The sequence below is a fragment of the Streptomyces sp. NBC_01803 genome, assembly GCF_035917415.1.
Lineage (GTDB): Bacteria > Actinomycetota > Actinomycetes > Streptomycetales > Streptomycetaceae > Streptomyces.
The window spans coordinates 3,428,616-3,446,702 of the sequence record NZ_CP109073.1; the positions used below are offsets into that span (position 1 = coordinate 3,428,616).

Annotated in this window: 17 protein-coding genes; 11 read left to right on the forward strand and 6 right to left on the reverse strand. The window is 72.6% G+C overall.

Annotated features, from left to right (window positions below; all coding sequences use genetic code 11):
* Nucleotides 1–178 precede the first annotated feature (178 nt).
* The 6 genes from OIE51_RS15475 (at nucleotide 179) to OIE51_RS15500 (ending at nucleotide 4,425) form a co-directional block, all read left to right on the forward strand.
* The gene (locus OIE51_RS15475) at nucleotides 179–460 is read left to right on the forward strand and encodes a hypothetical protein (protein WP_326598259.1); all 282 of its coding nucleotides are present in this window, start codon (nucleotides 179–181) and stop codon (nucleotides 458–460) included.
* Nucleotides 461–481: 21 nt separating this feature from the next.
* Nucleotides 482–1,387: a hypothetical protein gene (locus tag OIE51_RS15480; RefSeq protein ID WP_326598260.1), complete on the forward strand. Its 906-nt coding sequence runs from the start codon at nucleotides 482–484 to the stop codon at nucleotides 1,385–1,387.
* A gap of 110 nt (nucleotides 1,388–1,497) precedes the next feature.
* Nucleotides 1,498–1,863, forward strand: coding sequence for a hypothetical protein (locus tag OIE51_RS15485; protein ID WP_326598261.1), 366 nt, complete (start codon nucleotides 1,498–1,500; stop codon nucleotides 1,861–1,863).
* A 74-nt stretch (nucleotides 1,864–1,937) separates the two neighbouring features.
* Nucleotides 1,938–2,468, forward strand: coding sequence for a MarR family winged helix-turn-helix transcriptional regulator (locus OIE51_RS15490; protein WP_326598262.1), 531 nt, complete (start codon nucleotides 1,938–1,940; stop codon nucleotides 2,466–2,468).
* A 155-nt stretch (nucleotides 2,469–2,623) separates the two neighbouring features.
* Nucleotides 2,624–3,517: an NUDIX hydrolase gene (locus tag OIE51_RS15495; RefSeq protein WP_326598263.1), complete on the forward strand. Its 894-nt coding sequence runs from the start codon at nucleotides 2,624–2,626 to the stop codon at nucleotides 3,515–3,517.
* Nucleotides 3,514–4,425, forward strand: coding sequence for an MBL fold metallo-hydrolase (locus OIE51_RS15500; protein ID WP_326598264.1), 912 nt, complete (start codon nucleotides 3,514–3,516; stop codon nucleotides 4,423–4,425). Before OIE51_RS15495 ends, OIE51_RS15500 begins: the two co-directional genes overlap by 4 nt.
* 119 nt (nucleotides 4,426–4,544) lie before the next feature.
* On the opposite strand, the gene OIE51_RS15505 is transcribed toward OIE51_RS15500, so the two are convergent.
* Nucleotides 4,545–5,219 carry a Crp/Fnr family transcriptional regulator gene (locus OIE51_RS15505; RefSeq protein WP_326598266.1) on the reverse strand — a complete coding sequence of 225 codons (675 nt, stop codon included), beginning with the start codon at nucleotides 5,217–5,219 and terminating at the stop codon, nucleotides 4,545–4,547.
* A gap of 316 nt (nucleotides 5,220–5,535) precedes the next feature.
* On the opposite strand from OIE51_RS15505, the gene nth reads away from it, so the two are divergent.
* From nth to OIE51_RS15520, 3 genes are read left to right on the forward strand one after another with little or no spacing between them, the layout of a single operon-like run.
* Complete coding sequence (gene nth / locus OIE51_RS15510; protein WP_326598267.1) at nucleotides 5,536–6,432, forward strand: endonuclease III; 897 nt, start codon at nucleotides 5,536–5,538, stop codon at nucleotides 6,430–6,432.
* The gene (locus OIE51_RS15515; protein ID WP_326598268.1) at nucleotides 6,429–7,115 is read left to right on the forward strand and encodes an NUDIX hydrolase; all 687 of its coding nucleotides are present in this window, start codon (nucleotides 6,429–6,431) and stop codon (nucleotides 7,113–7,115) included. The genes nth and OIE51_RS15515 overlap by 4 nt, the downstream gene beginning before the upstream one ends.
* Nucleotides 7,116–7,128: 13 nt before the next feature.
* The gene (locus tag OIE51_RS15520) at nucleotides 7,129–8,340 is read left to right on the forward strand and encodes a MarP family serine protease (RefSeq protein WP_326598270.1); all 1,212 of its coding nucleotides are present in this window, start codon (nucleotides 7,129–7,131) and stop codon (nucleotides 8,338–8,340) included.
* Nucleotides 8,341–8,620: 280 nt separating this feature from the next.
* On the opposite strand, the gene OIE51_RS15530 is transcribed toward OIE51_RS15520, so the two are convergent.
* From OIE51_RS15530 to OIE51_RS15545, 4 genes are all read right to left on the reverse strand, one after another.
* Nucleotides 8,621–9,556 carry an alpha/beta fold hydrolase gene (locus OIE51_RS15530; protein WP_326598272.1) on the reverse strand — a complete coding sequence of 312 codons (936 nt, stop codon included), beginning with the start codon at nucleotides 9,554–9,556 and terminating at the stop codon, nucleotides 8,621–8,623.
* Nucleotides 9,553–9,990 carry a phage holin family protein gene (locus OIE51_RS15535; protein ID WP_326598273.1) on the reverse strand — a complete coding sequence of 146 codons (438 nt, stop codon included), beginning with the start codon at nucleotides 9,988–9,990 and terminating at the stop codon, nucleotides 9,553–9,555. The genes OIE51_RS15530 and OIE51_RS15535 overlap by 4 nt, the downstream gene beginning before the upstream one ends.
* Nucleotides 9,991–10,171: 181 nt before the next feature.
* Nucleotides 10,172–12,133, reverse strand: a complete 1,962-nt coding sequence (gene acs, locus OIE51_RS15540; RefSeq protein ID WP_326598274.1) for an acetate--CoA ligase — start codon at nucleotides 12,131–12,133, stop codon at nucleotides 10,172–10,174.
* 172 nt (nucleotides 12,134–12,305) lie between these two features.
* Nucleotides 12,306–14,594 carry a bifunctional SulP family inorganic anion transporter/carbonic anhydrase gene (locus tag OIE51_RS15545; protein ID WP_326598275.1) on the reverse strand — a complete coding sequence of 763 codons (2,289 nt, stop codon included), beginning with the start codon at nucleotides 14,592–14,594 and terminating at the stop codon, nucleotides 12,306–12,308.
* A 257-nt stretch (nucleotides 14,595–14,851) separates the two neighbouring features.
* Here OIE51_RS15545 and OIE51_RS15550 point away from each other — a divergent pair, with 257 nt between their 5' ends.
* On the forward strand, nucleotides 14,852–16,099 hold the full coding sequence (locus tag OIE51_RS15550) for a hypothetical protein (RefSeq protein ID WP_326598276.1): 1,248 nt from the start codon (nucleotides 14,852–14,854) through the stop codon (nucleotides 16,097–16,099).
* A 42-nt stretch (nucleotides 16,100–16,141) separates the two neighbouring features.
* Here the strand turns inward: OIE51_RS15550 and OIE51_RS15555 are convergent, their stop codons facing one another.
* A complete protein-coding gene (locus tag OIE51_RS15555; RefSeq protein WP_326598277.1) occupies nucleotides 16,142–17,131 on the reverse strand; it encodes an ATP-binding protein in 990 nt (329 codons plus the stop codon).
* 105 nt (nucleotides 17,132–17,236) lie between these two features.
* On the opposite strand from OIE51_RS15555, the gene OIE51_RS15560 reads away from it, so the two are divergent.
* Nucleotides 17,237–18,082, forward strand: a complete 846-nt coding sequence (locus OIE51_RS15560) for an oxidoreductase (protein WP_326598278.1) — start codon at nucleotides 17,237–17,239, stop codon at nucleotides 18,080–18,082.
* Nucleotides 18,083–18,087 lie beyond the last annotated feature (5 nt).

The window sequence follows — 18,087 nt, forward strand, 5'->3', positions numbered from 1 at the left end:
AAGGGCCCGCAGCTGGGATGGCACCAGCCCGGGAGCGGGACATCTGGTCCCCCGGGGTGACCGCAGTGACTCCGCACGCGCGTTACTACGCTCTGCACGGGCTGATCGCGGCGCAAGCCAAGGTGGAGGACCTGACGGTCCTGGCCGCCCAGACTCTGCTTCGCCGCGCGGAGTGGCCTTGGCTGCCGTGTCGTTCGCGCATCATCCGCAGGCTCTGGAGTGGGTGCCGCGTGCTCATGGGGTCGATGCCCTGGCCCGGCGGCTGCACGCCGGGACGGTCGCCATCTCCGAGGCCGAGGCCCCGGGCAAGGACGGGTACGTACGCAACTCGTGGGGTTTCTGGGGACCTTACGCCGGATCCGAAGTCGCGCTCGGCATCCTCGGTGCAGATCCTATGCCGGTTCCCGGACCGCGGCTCGAGACGACGGCACTGATGACGACGCCGAGGCCGTGGCAGTAGAGCACGACCCCGAGGCAGCCAGTGCCGAAGCGAGCAGTACCACCACCCTGCCCGACCTCCGGCAGGCCGACCAGGAAGTCCGCCGTAGATACCGGCGCTGGGTGGAGCGCCTCGTCGCCCTCGCTCGTCGTCCGGCTGACCCTGTGGACCGTCGCGGCAGGCGCCTGGCCTCCGGCACACACCGACTGGCTGTCGCTGCTCTCCCGGGCCGTCCGCGCACTGAACCGAAACGATCTCCCCGAGCGGATCGAGCCCCAGGTCGGCAGCCTCGCCGCAGTCGCCCTCGCCGTGCTCCGAAGCCACGCCCCACGCTACGAGATCACCCCTGAGACACTCGCCTTCAACGAAGCCTCCCAGGCAGTCGGCCACCTGCTTCCCGCAGTGGATTCCGCATACGTCACGGAGTACACGACGCTGCTCGACACAGCCTTTGGCCCGGCCGTCGACCAGGCCGCCGTGTTCGATGTCGCGTCGGACGTCGTCCAGGACGATCCCCTCGCTGACGTCGTATGGTCCCTCGCCGAGAAGGGGCGCGACGTACACCGCCACGGACGACTCCTGCTCCATGTCACCGGCCGCTTCAGCAACCCCGCGCTGGTGGCACTCGAAGCAGTCGGCGCCGCCGAGGATGCGCCCCTGGTCGGGGCCTGGGCCGACTCGGGCTCGGACTCCGGCGGGGGAGCCTGGGCGCTGGTCGTCTGGCGTCGGCCCGACCTCATCGTGGTCGATGCCCGCCGGCCGATTCCTCTCTGGCGGCATTACCGGCTCACCGGACTGGTAGGCCCCAGAGCCCTCGCCGCGCAGCGCGGCTTCGAATCCGCTGCCTCCGTACCCCACGGCCCCCGCAACCAGCCCGTCGAACTGGCTCACAAAGTCCTGTCGGAGCTCCTGCTGACCGGGCCCCGGCCGCCACACTGCGAGCCATAGCCCGCGGGCTACTCTGCATGCCCCTCCGGCAGGACACCGTGCCCACCAGCTACCGCTGACCACGATCCCCCGGATCTGTCTACGGCAAGGTGTGGGCGGAGAGTTGCTGTATGCCCACACGGTCCGGATCCATCAATCTGGAGATCGAGGCCGAGTACTGGCGCCTGTTGGCGGCCGGGATGGGCGGGGTCGAGGCATGCGAGCAGTTGGGGATCGGGCGGAAGACCGGCTACCGATGGCGGGCTGAGAGCACCGCGCGGCGCTCGGACTGCGGGCAGGGACACCTCGTCGACGCCGCGGTCTCTGCGGCCTCCGCGGCGCGCGGCGGCCGGGTCGCGGTCGCGGAGCACGCGATCCGGCAGGCGGGGATCACCATCGGCGTCCACGCGCTGAACCTCGGCCGCCCGCCGGCGGAGATCCTGGCCGGTGTCGGTGATCTCGCCGAGCGCATCGTGTCCGCGGGTGACGCGGGCTGATTCGCGGCACTGTTCCCACGTTGTTCAGCGGTGAACCATGGCGGTGGCCTCGCGGGGTCGGTTACGGTGAGCCGGTGGGTGACGAGCGGGTTGACGATACGTTCTCGCAGGAGCTGATCAGCTCGCTCATGGCGGCTTCCCGGCTGGTCGTGGCGATGTCCGCCCGGGCGCTGATCACCGTTGACGAGACGCTCACCTTGACGCTGCCGCAGTTGCGCGGACTGGTCGTGCTCGACACGAGTGGGCCGGCCGCGCTCGGCGTGCTGGCCAGGGATCTGGGGGTGAGCGCCGCCACCGCCCTGCGCACCGTCGCGCGGCTGGAGGCGGCGGGGTTGGTCACGGGGCGGGTCGAGCCGGGCGGCGGACAGGAGGTCGTGCTGCGGCTGACGCCCGCCGGAACCGAGCTCGTGGCCCGTTTCCTCGCTCACCGGCGGCGTGAGATCGCCGTGCTGGTCGGTCGGCTGCCCGCCGAGGCGAGGCGTGGACTCACCGAGGGGCTGCGGGCGTTGACGGCCGTCGCGGACGAGCCCGACCTGCCGATGGTGGCGCGCTTCAGCGATGTGCTGGCCGTGCCCGACGGCGGCGGCTCACGCGAGCACGCCTGAGCCGCACGGCCGGGAAGCCCGGCTCCGCGCGCGGAGCCGGCGCCTGTCGGTGCGGATCGGCTCGGTCACACGGGCCGGGAGCAGGCCGCCCTCCAGCGGGAGTCGGAGCGCACGGTGCGCCGGGCCCGGATTTCCGGCGCGCGTAGCATCCCGGCATGGGATCGAACGGTGGCCGGTGGTTCCCGGCCGACTGGCCGGACCGCATCCGGGCCTTCGCGCGGGGCGAACTGGCCCCGGTGACGCCGCGCCCGGCCGCGACCGTGATGCTGCTGCGGGACGGCGCGGCCGGCCTGGAGGCGTACGTGCTGCGGCGCCGCGCGTCGATGGCGTTCGCGGGCGGGGCGTACGCCTATCCGGGCGGGGCCGTCGACCCGCGCGACGTGGCGGCGGTCGGCGCCGGGGGCGCGGCCGTGTGGGCGGCGGTCCGGGAGACGTTCGAGGAGGCCGGGGTGCTGCTGGCCGGGGCCTCGCCCGGCGAGATCGTCGCCGATGTCACCGGCGAGGACTGGGAGGCGGACCGGGCGGCGCTGGTGGCGCGCGAGCTGTCGTTCACCGCGTTCCTGGCCCGGCGCGGCCTGACCGTGCGCACCGATCTGCTCGGGCCGTGGGCGCGGTGGATCACCCCGGAGTTCGAGGAACGGCGGTACGACACATGGTTCTTCGTCGCCGCTCTGCCGCCGGGGCAGCGCGGCCGGAACGCCTCGACCGAGGCGGACCGCGCGGCGTGGCTCACCCCGCGCGAGGCGATCGACGGATACGAGCGCGGCGAGCTGCTGATGCTGCCGCCGACCATCGCGACGCTGCGCGAACTGGCGCCGTACGACACGGCGGCGCGGGCCCTGGCGGCGGCCACTGCCCCCGCCCGGGAGGCGACCGCCGCGCTGCCGGTCATGGCACGGGTCACACTCGTGGGAAACGAGGTGGTGGTGAGCTGGCCGGGGTATGAGGAATTCGAACGGCGCGTGGCCGCGGCCGATCCGGCACCGAACGAGGGCCCGGCCGGGAGCCGGGCACGCACGCGGTACCACGAGGGGGAGCGGGAATCATGAGCGAGTCACTCCCGACCGTCGGCGAGGAGGCCGATGAGGCCGACCAGGCCGGCGACGCCCCCGGGGCCGACGACGCCCCCGAGGCGGCCCCGGCGCCACCCGGACGGCCGAGGCCGGAGGCGCCCGACGGCCCGGTCACCGAGCGGGCCACCTGCGTGCTGGCGCCCAACCCCTCCCCGATGACCCTGGACGGCACCAACACCTGGATCGTCGCCGAGCCCGGCTCGGACCTCGCGGTGGTCATCGATCCCGGCCCCGAGGACGAGGGACATCTGCGCCGCGTCCTGAACACCGTGACGCGCGCCGGTCGTCGCGTGGCGCTGACGCTGCTGACGCACGGGCACCCGGACCACGCCGAGGGCGCCGTCCGCTTCGCCGAGCTGAGCGGCGCTCCCGTGCGGGCGCTCGACCCGGGGCTGAGGCTGGGCGACGAGGGCCTCGGCCAGGGGGACGTGATCAGGACGGGCGGCCTGGAGCTGCGCGTGGTGCCGACGCCCGGACACACGTCGGATTCGCTGTCGTTCCACGTCGTCGCGGACGCCGCGGTGCTGACCGGGGACACGGTGCTGGGCCGGGGCACCACCATCGTGGCGCACCCGGACGGCCGGCTCGGGGACTACCTGGACTCGTTGCGCAGGCTGCGCTCGCTGACCGTGGACGACGGCGTGCACACGGTGCTGCCGGGCCACGGCCCGGTCCTCAACGACGCCCAGGGCGCCATCGACTATTACCTGGTGCACCGAGCGAAGCGGCTGGCACAGGTGGAGACGGCGGTGGAGGACGGGTTGCGCACGCCGGAGGCGGTGGTGGCGCACGTGTACGCGGACGTGGACCGGTCGCTGTGGCCGTGGGCCGAGCTGTCGGTGCGGGCCCAGCTCGACTACCTGCGCGAGCACGGGCTCCTTTGACGGCGCGGCTCCCGGGCGGCCCCGACCGCCGCCCGACACGTGGGTGTAGCACGCACATGGCCCGTCCCGCCGATGCCCGAGAGGCGTGGCGGAACGGGCCAGGTGTGCGAAGGGCCGGGTTAGCGGGAGCGGCGGGCCAGGCGCTCGATGTCGAGCAGGATGACCGCGCGGGCCTCCAGCCGCAGCCAGCCCCGGGCGGCGAAGTCGGCCAGCGCCTTGTTCACCGTCTCGCGCGAGGCGCCCACGAGCTGGGCCAGCTCCTCCTGCGTGAGGTCGTGTACCACGTGGATGCCCTCGTCCGACTGCACGCCGAAGCGGCGCGAGAGGTCGAGCAGGGCCTTGGCGACCCGGCCCGGCACGTCGGAGAACACCAGGTCGGACATGCTGTCGTTGGTCCGGCGCAGCCGTCGGGCGACCGCGCGCAGCAGCGCGGCGGCGACCTCGGGGCGGGCGCTGAGCCAGGGTTGGAGGTCACTGTGGCCGAGGCCGAGCAGCCTCACCTCGGTGACCGCGGTGGCGGTGGCGGTGCGCGGTCCCGGGTCGAACAGGGACAGCTCCCCGATCAGCTCACCCGGACCGAGCACGGCCAGCATGTTCTCCCGGCCGTCGGGAGAGGTGCGGTGCAGCTTGACCTTGCCGTCGGTGACGACGTACAGCCGGTCGCCCGGGTCCCCTTCGTGGAAGAGGGTGTCACCACGGGCCAGCGTCACATCGGACATGGAGGCGCGCAGCTCAGCGGCCTGCTCATCATCGAGCGCCGCGAACAGCGGGGCTCGCCGCAGAACGTCGTCCACGAGTTCCTCTCCTTGTCGGCCGGGGTGCGGCAAGGGACGGCAAGGGGCCGTCCCTCATGACGCCGGACACCTCGGCAGTGCTATCAGTCACAAGTTTGACGTACCGGGACAGCCGTGCACACGCCAGGTCCCCTTTCGTGGGCCGAATCCCCGGGGAGCCGGGCGAATGTCGGCGGTCCCGTTTACGCTGGCCGGGTGGTCAACAGGCACGTGGTGCGTATGGGGCAGGACGGGACCACGATGCGAGAGAGGGAGGGCCGGGCGGGTGAGCGCAGCCCAGGATTCCGCTGAGAGCGAACGTCGTGCGACCGGGCGGGTGAGCGGAGCGACCGCGGTGGGTGCCAAGGGCGCCGCCGTCGGCCCCGGCGCCGGTCCCGGTCGCGGGGCAGGTCCGGGTCCCGCGGCGGGTCCGGGTGCCGATACCGGCGCCGGTGGCCGCGCGGCGAAGCCGGAGACCCGGCTCGGCATGATCCGCCGGGCCCGCAAGATCAACCGGACGCTGTCCGAGGTGTATTACTACGCCCATCCCGAGCTCGATTTCGAGAGTTCCTTCGAGCTGCTGGTGGCCACGGTCCTGTCCGCCCAGACGACCGACCTGAGGGTGAATCAGACGACGCCCGCCCTCTTCGCCGCCTATCCGACCCCCGAGGACATGGCCGCCGCCGACCCGGCGGTGCTGGAGGGGATCATCCGGCCCACCGGCTTCTTCCGCAGCAAGTCCAAGGCACTGATAGGGCTGTCGACCGCGCTGCGCGACCGGTTCGGCGGCGAGGTCCCCGGCCGACTGGAGGATCTGGTGACGCTGCCGGGCGTCGGGCGCAAGACGGCGCACGTCGTGCTGGGGAACGCGTTCGGCCGGCCCGGCATCACCGTCGACACGCACTTCCAGCGGTTGGCGCGCCGGTGGAAGTGGACGGAGCAGACAGACCCGGAGAAGATCGAGACCGAGGTCGCCGAGATCTTCCCCAAGAAGGAATGGACGATGCTCTCGCACCGCGTCATCTTCCACGGCCGCCGCATCTGCCACAGCCGTAAGCCCGCGTGCGGAGCCTGCCCCGTCGCGCATCTGTGCCCCTCCTACGGGGAGGGCGAGACGGACCCGGAGAAGGCCGGGAAGCTTCTCAAGTACGAGATGGGCGGGCAGCCGGGCCAGCGGCTGAAGCCGCCCGCCGACTATCCCGGGAAGCCCGCCCCACCTCTAGGAGCCGCATGACCAGTGCCCGTGAAGCCGACATCAGACAGATCGGCCCGGAAGGAGTCCCGGACTGGCTCCGGCCCCTGGCGCTGGCGGCCCGCACCATCCGGCCGCGCCAGCTCAGCCGTTTTCTGCCGCCCCCGTCCGGCGGTCGGCCGTCCGCGGTCCTGGTGCTGTTCGGCGAGGGCGCCCGGGGGCCCGAGCTGCTGCTGATGGAGCGGGCCACCAGCCTGCGCGAGCACGCCGGCCAGCCCTCGTTCCCCGGCGGCGGGCTCGACCCGGAGGACGGCGACCCGGAGGGCGAGGGTCCGCTGGCGGCTGCCCTGCGGGAGGCGGAGGAGGAGACCGGCCTCGACCCCGCCGGGGTGCGCGTCTTCGCCACGCTCCCGCGCCTCTACATCCCGGTGAGTGACTTCGTGGTCAGCCCCGTGCTCGGGTGGTGGGCGACGCCGTCCCCGGTCGCGCCGGTGGACCCGGCCGAGACGGCCCGCGTCTTCACCGTCCCCGTCACCGAGCTGGCCGACCCGCGCAGCCGCGGCACCGCCATCCACCCCAGCGGGTATCGCGGCCCCGCCTTCGAGGTCGGGGGCACCCTGGTGTGGGGCTTCACCGCCGGGGTGATCGACCGCATCCTGCACTACGCGGGCTGGGAAGAGCCCTGGGACCGCGACCGGGAGATTTCACTCGACCACGGGGCGTGAGACGGTATCGGGCATGAACGGGCTCGACATCCTGCTGCTGCTCGCCGCCGTCTGGTTCGCGGTGGTGGGGTACCGGCAGGGGTTCGTCGTCGGCGTGCTCTCCGTCACCGGCTTCCTCGGCGGTGGCCTGATCGCCGCCTACGCCCTCCCGCTCGTGTGGCGCACGGCCCGCGACGCGGACGCCTCGGGCGCCGGAGCGGGGGAGCTGGGCGCGATCGCCGCGGTCGCGGCCGTCATCGTCTGCGCCACGGTCGGCCAGGCCCTCACCACTCACCTGGGCGGCCGGCTGCGGCGCCACATCACCTGGTCCCCGGCCCGCGCCCTGGACGCCACCGGCGGCGCCCTGGTCAACGTGCTGGCGATGCTGCTCGTCGCCTGGCTGCTCGGCTCCGCCCTGGCCACGACCACGCTGGGCACCGTCGGCCGCGAGGTCCGCGGCTCACGGGTGCTGCTGGGCGTCTCCAGCGTCGTCCCGGAGCGGGCCGACGGCTGGTTCACCGACTTCGGCTCGGTCCTCGCCCAGCAGGGCTTCCCGCAGGTCTTCTCGCCCTTCGCGGCCGAGCCCATCACCGAAGTCCCGCCGCCCGACCCGGAGCTGGCGGGCAGCCCGGCCGTCGCCGAGGCGAAACGGTCCATCGTGAAGGTGGCCGGCACCGCCTCCGGCTGCGGCAAGGTCCTGGAGGGCACCGGCTTCGTCTTCGCCGACGGCCGGGTGATGACCAACGCCCACGTCGTCGGCGGAGTCGTCGAGCCCACCGTCCAGGTTGGCGGCGAGGGCAGGCGCTACCGCGCCCGCGTCGTCCTCTACGACTGGGAGCGCGACGTCGCGGTCCTCGACGTGCCGCGCCTGAACGCCCCGGCCCTGGAGCTGAGCGAGGGCGACGCCATCACCGGGGACGACGCGATCATCGCAGGCTTCCCCGAGAGCGGCCCGTTCGACTCCCGACCGGCACGCGTCCGCGAGCGATTCCAGGCCGAGGGGCCCGACATTTACCGCCGGGACACGGTGAGCCGCGACGTGTACGCGCTGTACGCGACGGTCCGGCCGGGCAACTCGGGCGGTCCGCTGCTCACGCCGGACGGCGAGGTGTACGGCGTGATCTTCGCCAAGTCGCTCGACGACGACCGCACCGGCTACGCCCTCACCACCGACGAGGTGCGCGAGATCATCACGCGAGGCCGGGCCGTCGACGAGTCGGTCGACAGCCAGACATGCGCGATGTGAAGCCCCGCGGCGGGTCAGCCGCGGGGGTGTCGCAGCCGCACCCCGACCCAGCGGGCACGGCGGCGGAGAATATCCGGAAAGCCGATATGGGGGTCCGCCATCGGGCCGCCCTGAATTCGCCGCATGGCGCCTCGCGCCCGGGCGGCGGCGGCATCGCCGCGTCGATCACGTGCCACGTCACGGTAGTCGTGCGTCCAGCCCATACCCTCGACCCTGCCCGGGGTCCAAGGTCAGTAACCGCCCGGAAGCGAAGTCTGTCGGCTTATGCCACCGGCACCCCTCAACGGTCGGGCTCGGGGTCCCGCAGCCAGTCGATGAGCTCGGTGCTGAACGCCACCGGGTCCTCCTCGTGCGGGAAGTGTCCCAGACCGTCGAACAGCCGCCAACGGTAGGGCGCTTCGACATACTCGCCGGAGCCGGCCGAGCTGCGCGTGCGCGTCACCGGGTCGAGCGAGCCGTGCAGATGGAGCGTGGGCACGAGCACCGGCCGCTTCATCCGCCGGTTGAATTGCACCCCGTCCGGGCGGACGATCGAACGGATCAGCCACCGGTAGGGCTCGATCGCGCAGTGCGCCGTGGACGGAATCGTCATCGCCCGCTGGTAGACCGTCACATCATCGGGCTCCGGCTGACGCGGCCCCGACCACTCGCGCAGCAGGCGGCCGACCGCCTCCGCGTCGTCGGCGACGAGCTGCCGCTCGGGCAGCCAGGGGCGCTGGAAGCCCCAGATGTAGGAGCTGGCGGCGGTCTGCCGGGGATCGCGCAGCAGCGACGCGCGCCAGCTGCGCGGGTGCGGCATGGAGACGACGGCGAGCCGCCGTACCAGCTTGGGTCGCATCACGGCGGCCGTCCAGGCCAGGTAACCGCCCAGGTCGTGCCCGACGAGCGCGGCGTCGGGCTCGCCCAGGGAACGGATCACGCCCGTGACGTCGAGCGCGAGGTTGGCCGGGTCGTACCCGCGCGGGGTGCGGTCGCTGCCGCCCACCCCGCGCAGGTCCATCGCCACCGCCCGGTACCCGGCGCCGGCCAGCGCGGTCAGCTGATGCCGCCAGGTCCACCAGAACTGGGGGAACCCGTGCAGCAGCAGAACGAGCGGGCCGTCGCCGAGCTCGGCGATGTGGAAGCGGGCGCCGTTGGCGGCGACGTCCCGATGCGTCCAGGGGCCGTCCCGGAGGATGACCGAGGACCGCATCCCCGATTGATCGGGATTGGTCATGTGGCGGAGCCCGCCTTGTCCACGGGGACGGGACGCGGGTGGGGCCTGACCCCGGCCAGTACGGCGGCCGACGACTTGGCGGACCGGACGGAGCGCTGGGCGCTGCCCAGGCGGCTGAACTTCTTGACGGCGAACAGGACGAGCGCCCCGGTCACCGCCAGGTAGACGACCCCGACGAGCGCGGTGGTGACGCCGATCGGCACGTCCCACCACTCGTGCAGCCCATCCGCCGCGGCGAAGCTGAGCAGCGCCAGCGCGAACAGCGCGAGCACGGCTCCGACGGCGATCGCGATGATGCCCCACAGGGCTCGCTGCACATCCTGCTTCACCTGGGCCTTGGCCAGCGCGATCTCGTCGTGCACCAGTCCGGACAGCTCGTCGGCGGCCGAGGCGACCAGCTCTCCGAGACTGCGGCCCTCTTCCGCTGCGCTCATCGCGATTCTCCCTCTTTCCTCTCCCGGAGGCGGATGCTGTTGTGGTGCACGTGACAGTAGTGGTGCGAGGGTGCGGCGTCAGTAGCTGATATCTCACCGTCGCTCAAGGGGAGTGATGCCGCAAATGGTATAGGGGCGTCCGACCGGCCGTCGGGCGCCCCTGTGCCGTCGGCGACGCGGCTCAGTCCTCCGACGCCGCGGTGGGCAGCTTGGCCTGGATCAGCTCCATCACCGAGGAGTCGGTGAGCGTGGTGACGTCGCCCAGCTCGCGGTTCTCCGCGACGTCCCGCAGCAGCCGCCGCATGATCTTCCCCGACCGGGTCTTGGGCAGCTCGTCCACCGGCAGGATGCGCTTGGGCTTGGCGATCGGGCCGAGCTCCTTGGCGACGTGCGCCCGCAGCGCGTCGACCAGCCCCTCGTCATTGTGCGCGCCGCCGCGCAGTATGACGAACGCACAGATCGCCTGCGTGGTCTGCGGATCGGCGGCGCCGACGACGGCCGCCTCGGCGACGCGCGGATGCGAGACGAGGGCGGACTCCACCTCGGTCGTCGAGATGTTGTGCCCGGAGACCAGCATGACGTCGTCCACCCGGCCCAGCAGCCAGATGTCGCCGTCGTCGTCCTTCTTGGCGCCGTCACCCGCGAAGTACTTGCCCTCGAACCGTGACCAGTACGTGTCCAGGTACCGCTGGTCGTCGCCCCAGATCGTGCGCAGCATGGACGGCCAGGGCTCGGTCAGCGCCAGATATCCGCCCGAACCGTTCGCCACCTCCGCCCCGTCGTCGTCGACGACGGTGGCCGCGATGCCGGGCAGCGGCACCTGCGCGGCGCCGGGCTTGGCCAGCGTGACGCCGGGCAGCGGGCTGATCATGATGGCGCCGGTCTCGGTCTGCCACCAGGTGTCCACCACGGGCGTGCGGTCGCCGCCGATGTGCTTGCGGTACCAGATCCACGCCTCGGGGTTGATCGGCTCACCCACCGAGCCCAGGATCCGCAGGCTGGAGAGGTCGAACGTGGCGGGGATGTCGTCGCCCCACTTCATACAGGTGCGGATCGCGGTGGGGGCGGTGTAGAGGATGGTGACGCCGTACTTCTGGACGATCTCCCACCACCGGCCGTTGTGCGGGGTGTTGGGTGTCCCCTCGTAGAGCACTCCGGTGGCGCCGTTGGCCAGCGGGCCGTACACGATGTACGAGTGGCCGGTCACCCAGCCGACATCGGCGGTGCACCAGTACACATCCGTCTCCGGCTTGAGGTCGAAGACGGCGTGGTGGGTGAAGGCGGCCTGGGTGAGATAGCCGCCCGACGTGTGCAGGATGCCCTTGGGCTTACCGGTCGTGCCCGAGGTGTAGAGGATGAACAGCGGGTGCTCGGCGGGGAACGCCAGCGGCGAGTGCTGCTCGGGCTGCCGGGCCACCAGCTCGTGCCACCACAGGTCCCGGCCCTCGGTCCAGGGGATGTCCTGGCCGGTGCGGCGCACGACGAGCACCCTGCGGACGTTCGCCGCGCCGGGTCGGGTGAGGGCCTCGTCCACGGTCGGCTTGAGCGCGGAGGGCGCGCCCCGCCGGTACCCGCCGTCGGAGGTGATGACGACGCGGGCGTCGGCGTCCTCGATGCGGGTGGCCAGCGCGTCGGCGGAGAACGCGCCGAAGACCACGGAGTGCGGGGCGCCGACGCGGGCGCAGGCCAGCATCGCGATCACCGCCTCGGGGATCATCGGCAGGTAGATCGCGACCCGGTCGCCGGCCTCGACGCCGAGCTCGGTCAGCGCGTGGGCCGCCTGGGACACCTCGCGCTGGAGCTCCGCGTAGGTGATCGACCGGGAGTCGCCGGGCTCGCCCTCGAAGTGGAGGGCGACCCGGTCGCCGTGACCGGCCAGGACATGCCGGTCCACACAGTTGTACGAGACGTTCAGCCGGCCGTCGGCGAACCACTTGGCGAAGGGCGGGTTGGACCAGTCCAGGGTCTGGGTCGGCTCCATCTCCCAGGTCAGCCGGTGTGCCTGCTCCGCCCAGAAGCCCAACCGGTCGGCGGCGGCGGCCTCGTAGGCCGAGGCGGTCAGGTTGGCATCGGCGGTCACCTCGGCGGGGGGCGCGAACCTGCGCTTCTCCGTCATGAGATTGGCCAGGCTCTCGTTGGTCACGGCTTCTCCTCGCGGCACGGCGTCAGATGTGTCCCACGGCACAGCTCATCAGTCCGGTCGCCCCTTTGACAAGGCCGACGGGGGAATTGGTGTAGACCTGTCGGGAAGGGGGCGCGAGCCGCACCGAGCGGCCGTCCGGCGGGGCCGGCGGCCGCTCGGCGGGAGAGGCGCGTCAGGCGGTCAGGATCTCCTCCCGCTCCTCCACGGCGTCCGGCCGCACCGCGGTGAACACCGGGTCCGTCCCGTCGGTGGGCCTGCTGAGCACATACGCCTGCGCCGCGCCGACATCGAAGTACATGCCGCGCAGATCGAGCGTGCCCTCGGCCAGCCGCTCCGCCACGCACTCGTGCAGGGTCAGGTGATCGAGCTGCTGCACCACGTTGGCAAGGCAGAGCGTCTCCAGCTCATCGACGGCCGGGCGGCAGTCGATGCGCGGAAGCGGGTCGGAGCGTCGGCGCAGCCGCTCCAGGCTGGGGCGGCCGTGCCGCAGCCAGTGCTCCAGCGAGCTGACCATCCCGTTCTCGGGCCGGGCCCCCTCCGCCGCCGTGTGCAGCGCGTGCATCGCTCCGCAGCCGGAGTGCCCGCACACGATGATGGAGGAGACGCGCAGCACCGTCACGGCGTACTCGATGGCGGCGCCCACCGAATGGTCCGAGGACTCGGTGCCGGGCGGCGGCACCAGATTCCCCACGTTCCGCACGGTGAACAGGTCGCCCGGGCCGCTTGACGTGATCATGCTGGTGACGAGGCGCGAGTCGGCGCAGGTGAGGAAGAGCTGCGACGGGCGCTGTCCCTCCTGCGCGAGCCGTGCCAGCTCCTGGCGCATCCGGGGCGCGGTGGTCCGCTGGAAATTCCGCACGCCGCTCAGGAGCTGGTCATGCTCGGGGCGCGGACCGCCCTGCGCGGCCGGTGCGGCGGCCGTGCACTGGTGGTTGTGCCAGGGCTGCCACGGTCGGCAGCGGTGCTCCTGCTCGGCGATCGGCTCGCCGGCGCTGCCGGTGACCTCGACGCGCCCGCCCTGCGCGGCGTGTGCCGCCTGCCAGTCGTGCAGCGTCTCGTACGCGGCGTGGTCCATGAACGTGCCGTCCAGCTCGACGGCGACCTCCGCGCCGTCGGGGACCTGGCCGAGTACGCGGCTGAGCCTGGGCACCGCGAGGAACGTCAACTGGCCGCGCACGCGCACGTGGTGCCTGCCGTCCGGGAGCCGCTCGTGTGTGACACGGGTGTGGGTCAGCCGGTGCAGGGCGAGCGCGACCGCCACCGCGATGCCGATCGCCACACCCTCCAGCACGCCGAGCAGCGTGACGCCGGCCGCGGTCGCCGCGTACACCACGACCTCGCGGTGCTTGGTGACGCTGCGGATGTGCGTGATGTTGACCATCTGGACGCCGACCACCATCACCAGGGCGGCCAGCGCGGCGAGCGGGATGAGCTGGAGCGGGCCGACCAGCGCGCCGATGGCGACCAGGACCCAGACCCCGTGCAGGACGGTGGCGCGGCGGCTGACGGCGCCCGCGGCCACGTTCGCCGAGCTGCGCACCGCGACGCCGGTGACGGGCAGACCGCCGAGCAGGCCGGACACCACGTTGGCCGCGCCCTGGCCGCGCAGCTCGCGGTCGAGGTCGGCCTTGGGCACCCGCGGCCCGCCCGCGCGCTGCCGGGCCGCCGCCAGCTTGTCGACGGCGACGGCGGAGAGCAGCGACTCCACGCTGGCGACCAGCGTCACCGTGAGCACGGCCGCGATCAGTCCGAGCACCGGGCCCTCGGGCATCTGGGACAGCGCGTGGCTGCTCCAGGCCGGCAGATCGACGCGGGGCACGTCCGTCCCGGCCGCCCACGGCAGCGCGGTGGCCACCACGACGGCGGCGAGAGCCGCCGGGACGGCCTTGCGGACCATGGCGCCGGCCCGGCCGGGCAGCCGTGGCCAGAGCAGCAGCACGGCGACGGTGAGGAAGCCGACGACGATGGCGGCCAGATGGGGGTCGGCGAGCTGGCTCGGGAGCTGCTCCACGTTCTCGATGGCGGAGCTCTCGGGGTTGCCGCCCAGGACGATGTGGAGCTGGGAGAGGGCGATGGTGACCCCGATGCCGGCGAGCATGCCGTGCACGATCGCGGGGCTGACGACGAGCGCTGACCGGGCGACGCGCAGCGCGGAGAGGCCGAGCTGGGCGAGCCCGGCCAGGGCGGTGATGGCGCAGGTGGTGCGCCAGCCGTACTGCTGGATGATTTCGGCGGTGATCACCGTGAGCCCGGCCGCGGGGCCGCTGACCTGCAGCGGCGATCCGCCGAGCGCTCCGGCCACGATGCCGCCGACGGCCGCGGCCACCAGCCCCGCCTGGAGCGGGGCGCCGGTGGCGAGGGCGATACCGAGGGAGAGGGGCAGGGCGATGAGGAATACCGAGATGGACGCCGACAGATCGGCGCGGTTGCGCGCGGAGGAAGAGGGGGCGCAGGCGGACATGTTCCGTCTCCGTCCGTTCTATGGGGGGAGAAATCAGTGATGGCGCGTATCGCGACTCTCAAGCGTTAGTAAATGAAGAGTAATGTGGCGTAAAGCTCTCGGCTAGTCCAGTGTCCCTTTCTTCCCTTGCTTTACTCCAATTCAGCTAATTAATCATCTAAAACTCTCGTCCTCCCATCTTCTTTCACGATTGAGAGGGAAGTTTGTCCGGTCAGGTGAGGACCGAATGAACCCCTTCTTGGGTGGTGGGAGGACCGATGGCGGTTGGATGTGGCGGACGGCGGCGGACGACCGGGGCGGCGATCGCCGTGCTCACGCTCGTCGCCGCGGTGATGGCCGCGGGTGCCGGCTGCTCGGGCGGCGACGGCGCGTCGTCCGACGAGGGCAAGGGCGGCAAGGCGAAAGCCGGTGCCGAGAAGGCGGAGAAGGCGGAGCGGCAGCAGTCGCGGGTCCGCCTCATCGGGGACGGCTCCACCGCGTACACCGGACGGCAGCCGCGTCAGCCGAAGGCGGCCCGACTCGCGCCCGGCGAGACGCCGCCGCAGTTCGTCGTCTTCTCGTGGGACGGCGCGGGCGAGGACGGCAATGAGCTCTTCTCGCGTTTCCGCCAGGTTGGCGAGAAATACGACGCGGACATGACGTATTTCCTCTCCGGTCTCTATCTGCTCCCGGAGTCCGAGCGCACCACCTACCGCCCGCCCGGCCGGACCCCGGGCGAGTCGGACATCGGCTATCTCAAGGACGAGAACATCGAGGCCACGCTCGAGCAGCTGCGCGCCGTGTGGCTCGACGGCAGCGAGATCGGCACCCACTTCAACGGGCACTTCTGCGGCTCGGAGGGCGTGGCCGGCTGGTCCGTGGAGGACTGGCGCAGCGAGATCGACCAGGCCAAGTGGATGGTGCGGAACTGGAAGACCACCACCGGCTTCGACGACCTCGAACCGCTGCCGTTCGACTACGAGAAGGAGCTGGTCGGCGGGCGCGCGCCCTGTCTGGAGGGGCAGGAGAACCTGCTGAAGGCGGCGGCCGAGGAGGGCTTCCGCTACGACTCCAGCGGCAACGGGCTCCAGGTGTGGCCCGAGAAGCGGGAGGGCGTCTGGGACATCCCGCTCCAGTCGGTCCCGGTGCCGGGCCGCTCCTTCGAGACGCTGTCCATGGACTACAACTTCTACGTCAACGGCGCCGACGGCGACCAGATGCGCGACGGGCTGCTCGCGGCGTTCGACCGGGCCCACGACGGCAACCGCGCGCCGCTGATCGTCGGCAACCACTTCGCCGACTGGAACGACGGCGCCTACGTCGATGCCGTCGAGGAGGTCATCAAGGAGCTGTGCCCGCGCGACGACGTGCGCTGCGTGTCGTTCCGCCAGCTCGTGGACTGGCTCGACGCCCAGGACCCGGCGGTGCTGGAGAAGCTGCGGACCCTGGGCGTCGGCGAGCAACCTGAGGGCGGCTGGGCGGCGTTCCTGCACGGGACGCCGGCGGCCGACGAGACCGCCCGGTGAAGCGGTCGGGCGGTCAGGGGTCGGGCGGTCAGGGTCGGGCGGTCAGGCGGGCTGCGGGCTCGCGGCGGCCTCCCGCAGCACGAACCCCGGGTCGACCTGGGCCGCGAGGTCGGTCCCGGTCCGGTCGTTGCCCCAGCTCGTCGCGTTCTTCAGGTGGAAGTGCACCATCTGCCGCGTGTACCGCTCCCAGTCGCGGCGGGCGTAGGCGGCGTCCGCGGCCTCGTGGAGCGTGCGCAGCGCCGCCGCGTTGGCCGGCTCCAGCCCGGCGAACGGACGCTGCCGGCCCCGCTCCAGGGCGCGCACCCAGTCGGAGTGGCCGAGCGTGACCAGCAGGTCCTCGCCCACCTCCTCGCGGAGGAAGTCCAGGTCCTCGGGGCCCTGCACCTTGTTCCCCACCACGCGCAGCGCGACTCCGAAGTCCCGCGCGTACTCCCGGTACTGCCGGTACACGGACACGCCCTTGCGGGTCGGCTCGGCGACCAGGAACGTCATGTCGAAGCGGGTGAACATACCCGAGGCGAACGAGTCGCTGCCGGCCGTCATGTCCACCAAGAAATACTCCTCGCGGCCGTCCACCAGATGGTTCAGACAGAGCTCCACCGCGCCGGTCTTGGAGTGGTAGCACGCCACGCCCAGATCGTCCTCGGTGAACGGGCCGGTGACCAACAGCCGAGCCGCCGCGCCGCCGTCGAACGGGACCGCGCGGGCGCAGGTCGCGAAGACCGGGTTCTCCTCGTCGAGCCGCAGCAGCCGCGAGCCGGAGCCCGGCGGCGTGGTCTTGATCATGGCCTCGGCGGAGGCGATGCGCGGATTGTCCCCGCGCAGATAGTCCTTGATGAGCGGCAGCCGCCCGCCGAGCGGGGGGATCGCGGCGGCCTCGTCGTCATCGAGCCCGAGGGCTGCGCCCAGGTGCTGGTTGATGTCGGCGTCCACCGCGGTCACCGGGATGCGCTGGGCCGCCAGATACCGGATGAACAGCGAGGACAGCGTGGTCTTTCCGCTGCCTCCCTTTCCCACGAAAGCGATCTTCATGTTCATTAGGTTAGCGGGGCCCGTCGGCCGCCCTGACGCGGGGAGTGAACAAGTCCACTCGGACGTGTCCTTCGGGCGCGCCGCGCCGGGCCTAGGCTCGGTCCCATGGGTGCGAACAACGCCGACACGACCACCGACCCCCTGGCCCCCCTCGCCGGGCTGCCCGGCGTCACCGCCGCCGTCGACGCCGTGCGCGCGGCGGTCGACGGGGTCTACGGGCACCGGGTGATGCGCCGCCGCAGCCCCGAGATCGCCGCCGAGGCGGCGCTGCGGGCGGCACGCGGTTCGGCCGCGCTGGCCGGCGCGGACTGGGCGCTGGAAGAGGTGCGCAGGCGCAGCGACTTCGGCTCCGAGGAGGAGGCCAGGACCGTCGGCGCCGCGCTGCGGCTGACCGCCGAGGCCGGGCAGCTCCTCTCCGTCTGGCGCGACTCCCCGCTGCGGGTGCTCGCCCGGCTCCATCTGGTCGCGGCGGGCGGCACGGCGCCGCACGACACCGTGGGTCGGCCCCGGCTGGCGGGTGAGGCGGTGACCGAGCCGGGGCTCGCCGCGCTGGCCACGCCGGCGCCGGGGGCGGACGCGGTGGCGGCGCGGCTGGACGCCCTGAGCGGGCTGGTCGTGCGCGGCTCGGGCGCCCCGGCGCTGGTGACGGCGGCCGTGGTGCACGGCGAGCTGCTGGCGCTGCGGCCGTTCGGCTCGCACAACGCCCTGGTGGCCCGCGCGGCGGAGCGGATCGTGCTGATCGGCGCCGGTCTCGACCCCAAGGGCGTGACGCCGGCCGAGGTCGGCCACGCCGAGCAGGGCCGGACGGCGTATGCGGCGGCGCTCGACGGCTACGCGTCGGGCACCGCGGAGGGCGTGGCGGGCTGGATCGCGCACTGCGGGCGCGCGGTCGAGCTGGGCGCGCGCGAGTCGGTCGCGGTGTGCGAGGCGCTCCAGCGCGGCGCCGCCTGACGCGC

Coding starts and splice junctions, on each gene's coding strand:
- OIE51_RS15485 (WP_326598261.1), top strand. CDS start 1,498: ATGCCCACACGGTCCGGATCCATCAATCTGGAGATCGAGGCCGAGTAC.
- OIE51_RS15495 (WP_326598263.1), top strand. CDS start 2,624: ATGGGATCGAACGGTGGCCGGTGGTTCCCGGCCGACTGGCCGGACCGC.
- OIE51_RS15500 (WP_326598264.1), top strand. CDS start 3,514: ATGAGCGAGTCACTCCCGACCGTCGGCGAGGAGGCCGATGAGGCCGAC.
- OIE51_RS15515 (WP_326598268.1), top strand. CDS start 6,429: ATGACCAGTGCCCGTGAAGCCGACATCAGACAGATCGGCCCGGAAGGA.
- OIE51_RS15520 (WP_326598270.1), top strand. CDS start 7,129: ATGAACGGGCTCGACATCCTGCTGCTGCTCGCCGCCGTCTGGTTCGCG.
- OIE51_RS15530 (WP_326598272.1), bottom strand. CDS start 9,556: ATGACCAATCCCGATCAATCGGGGATGCGGTCCTCGGTCATCCTCCGG.
- OIE51_RS15535 (WP_326598273.1), bottom strand. CDS start 9,990: ATGAGCGCAGCGGAAGAGGGCCGCAGTCTCGGAGAGCTGGTCGCCTCG.
- OIE51_RS15545 (WP_326598275.1), bottom strand. CDS start 14,594: ATGTCCGCCTGCGCCCCCTCTTCCTCCGCGCGCAACCGCGCCGATCTG.
- OIE51_RS15550 (WP_326598276.1), top strand. CDS start 14,852: ATGGCGGTTGGATGTGGCGGACGGCGGCGGACGACCGGGGCGGCGATC.
- OIE51_RS15555 (WP_326598277.1), bottom strand. CDS start 17,131: ATGAAGATCGCTTTCGTGGGAAAGGGAGGCAGCGGAAAGACCACGCTG.
- OIE51_RS15560 (WP_326598278.1), top strand. CDS start 17,237: ATGGGTGCGAACAACGCCGACACGACCACCGACCCCCTGGCCCCCCTC.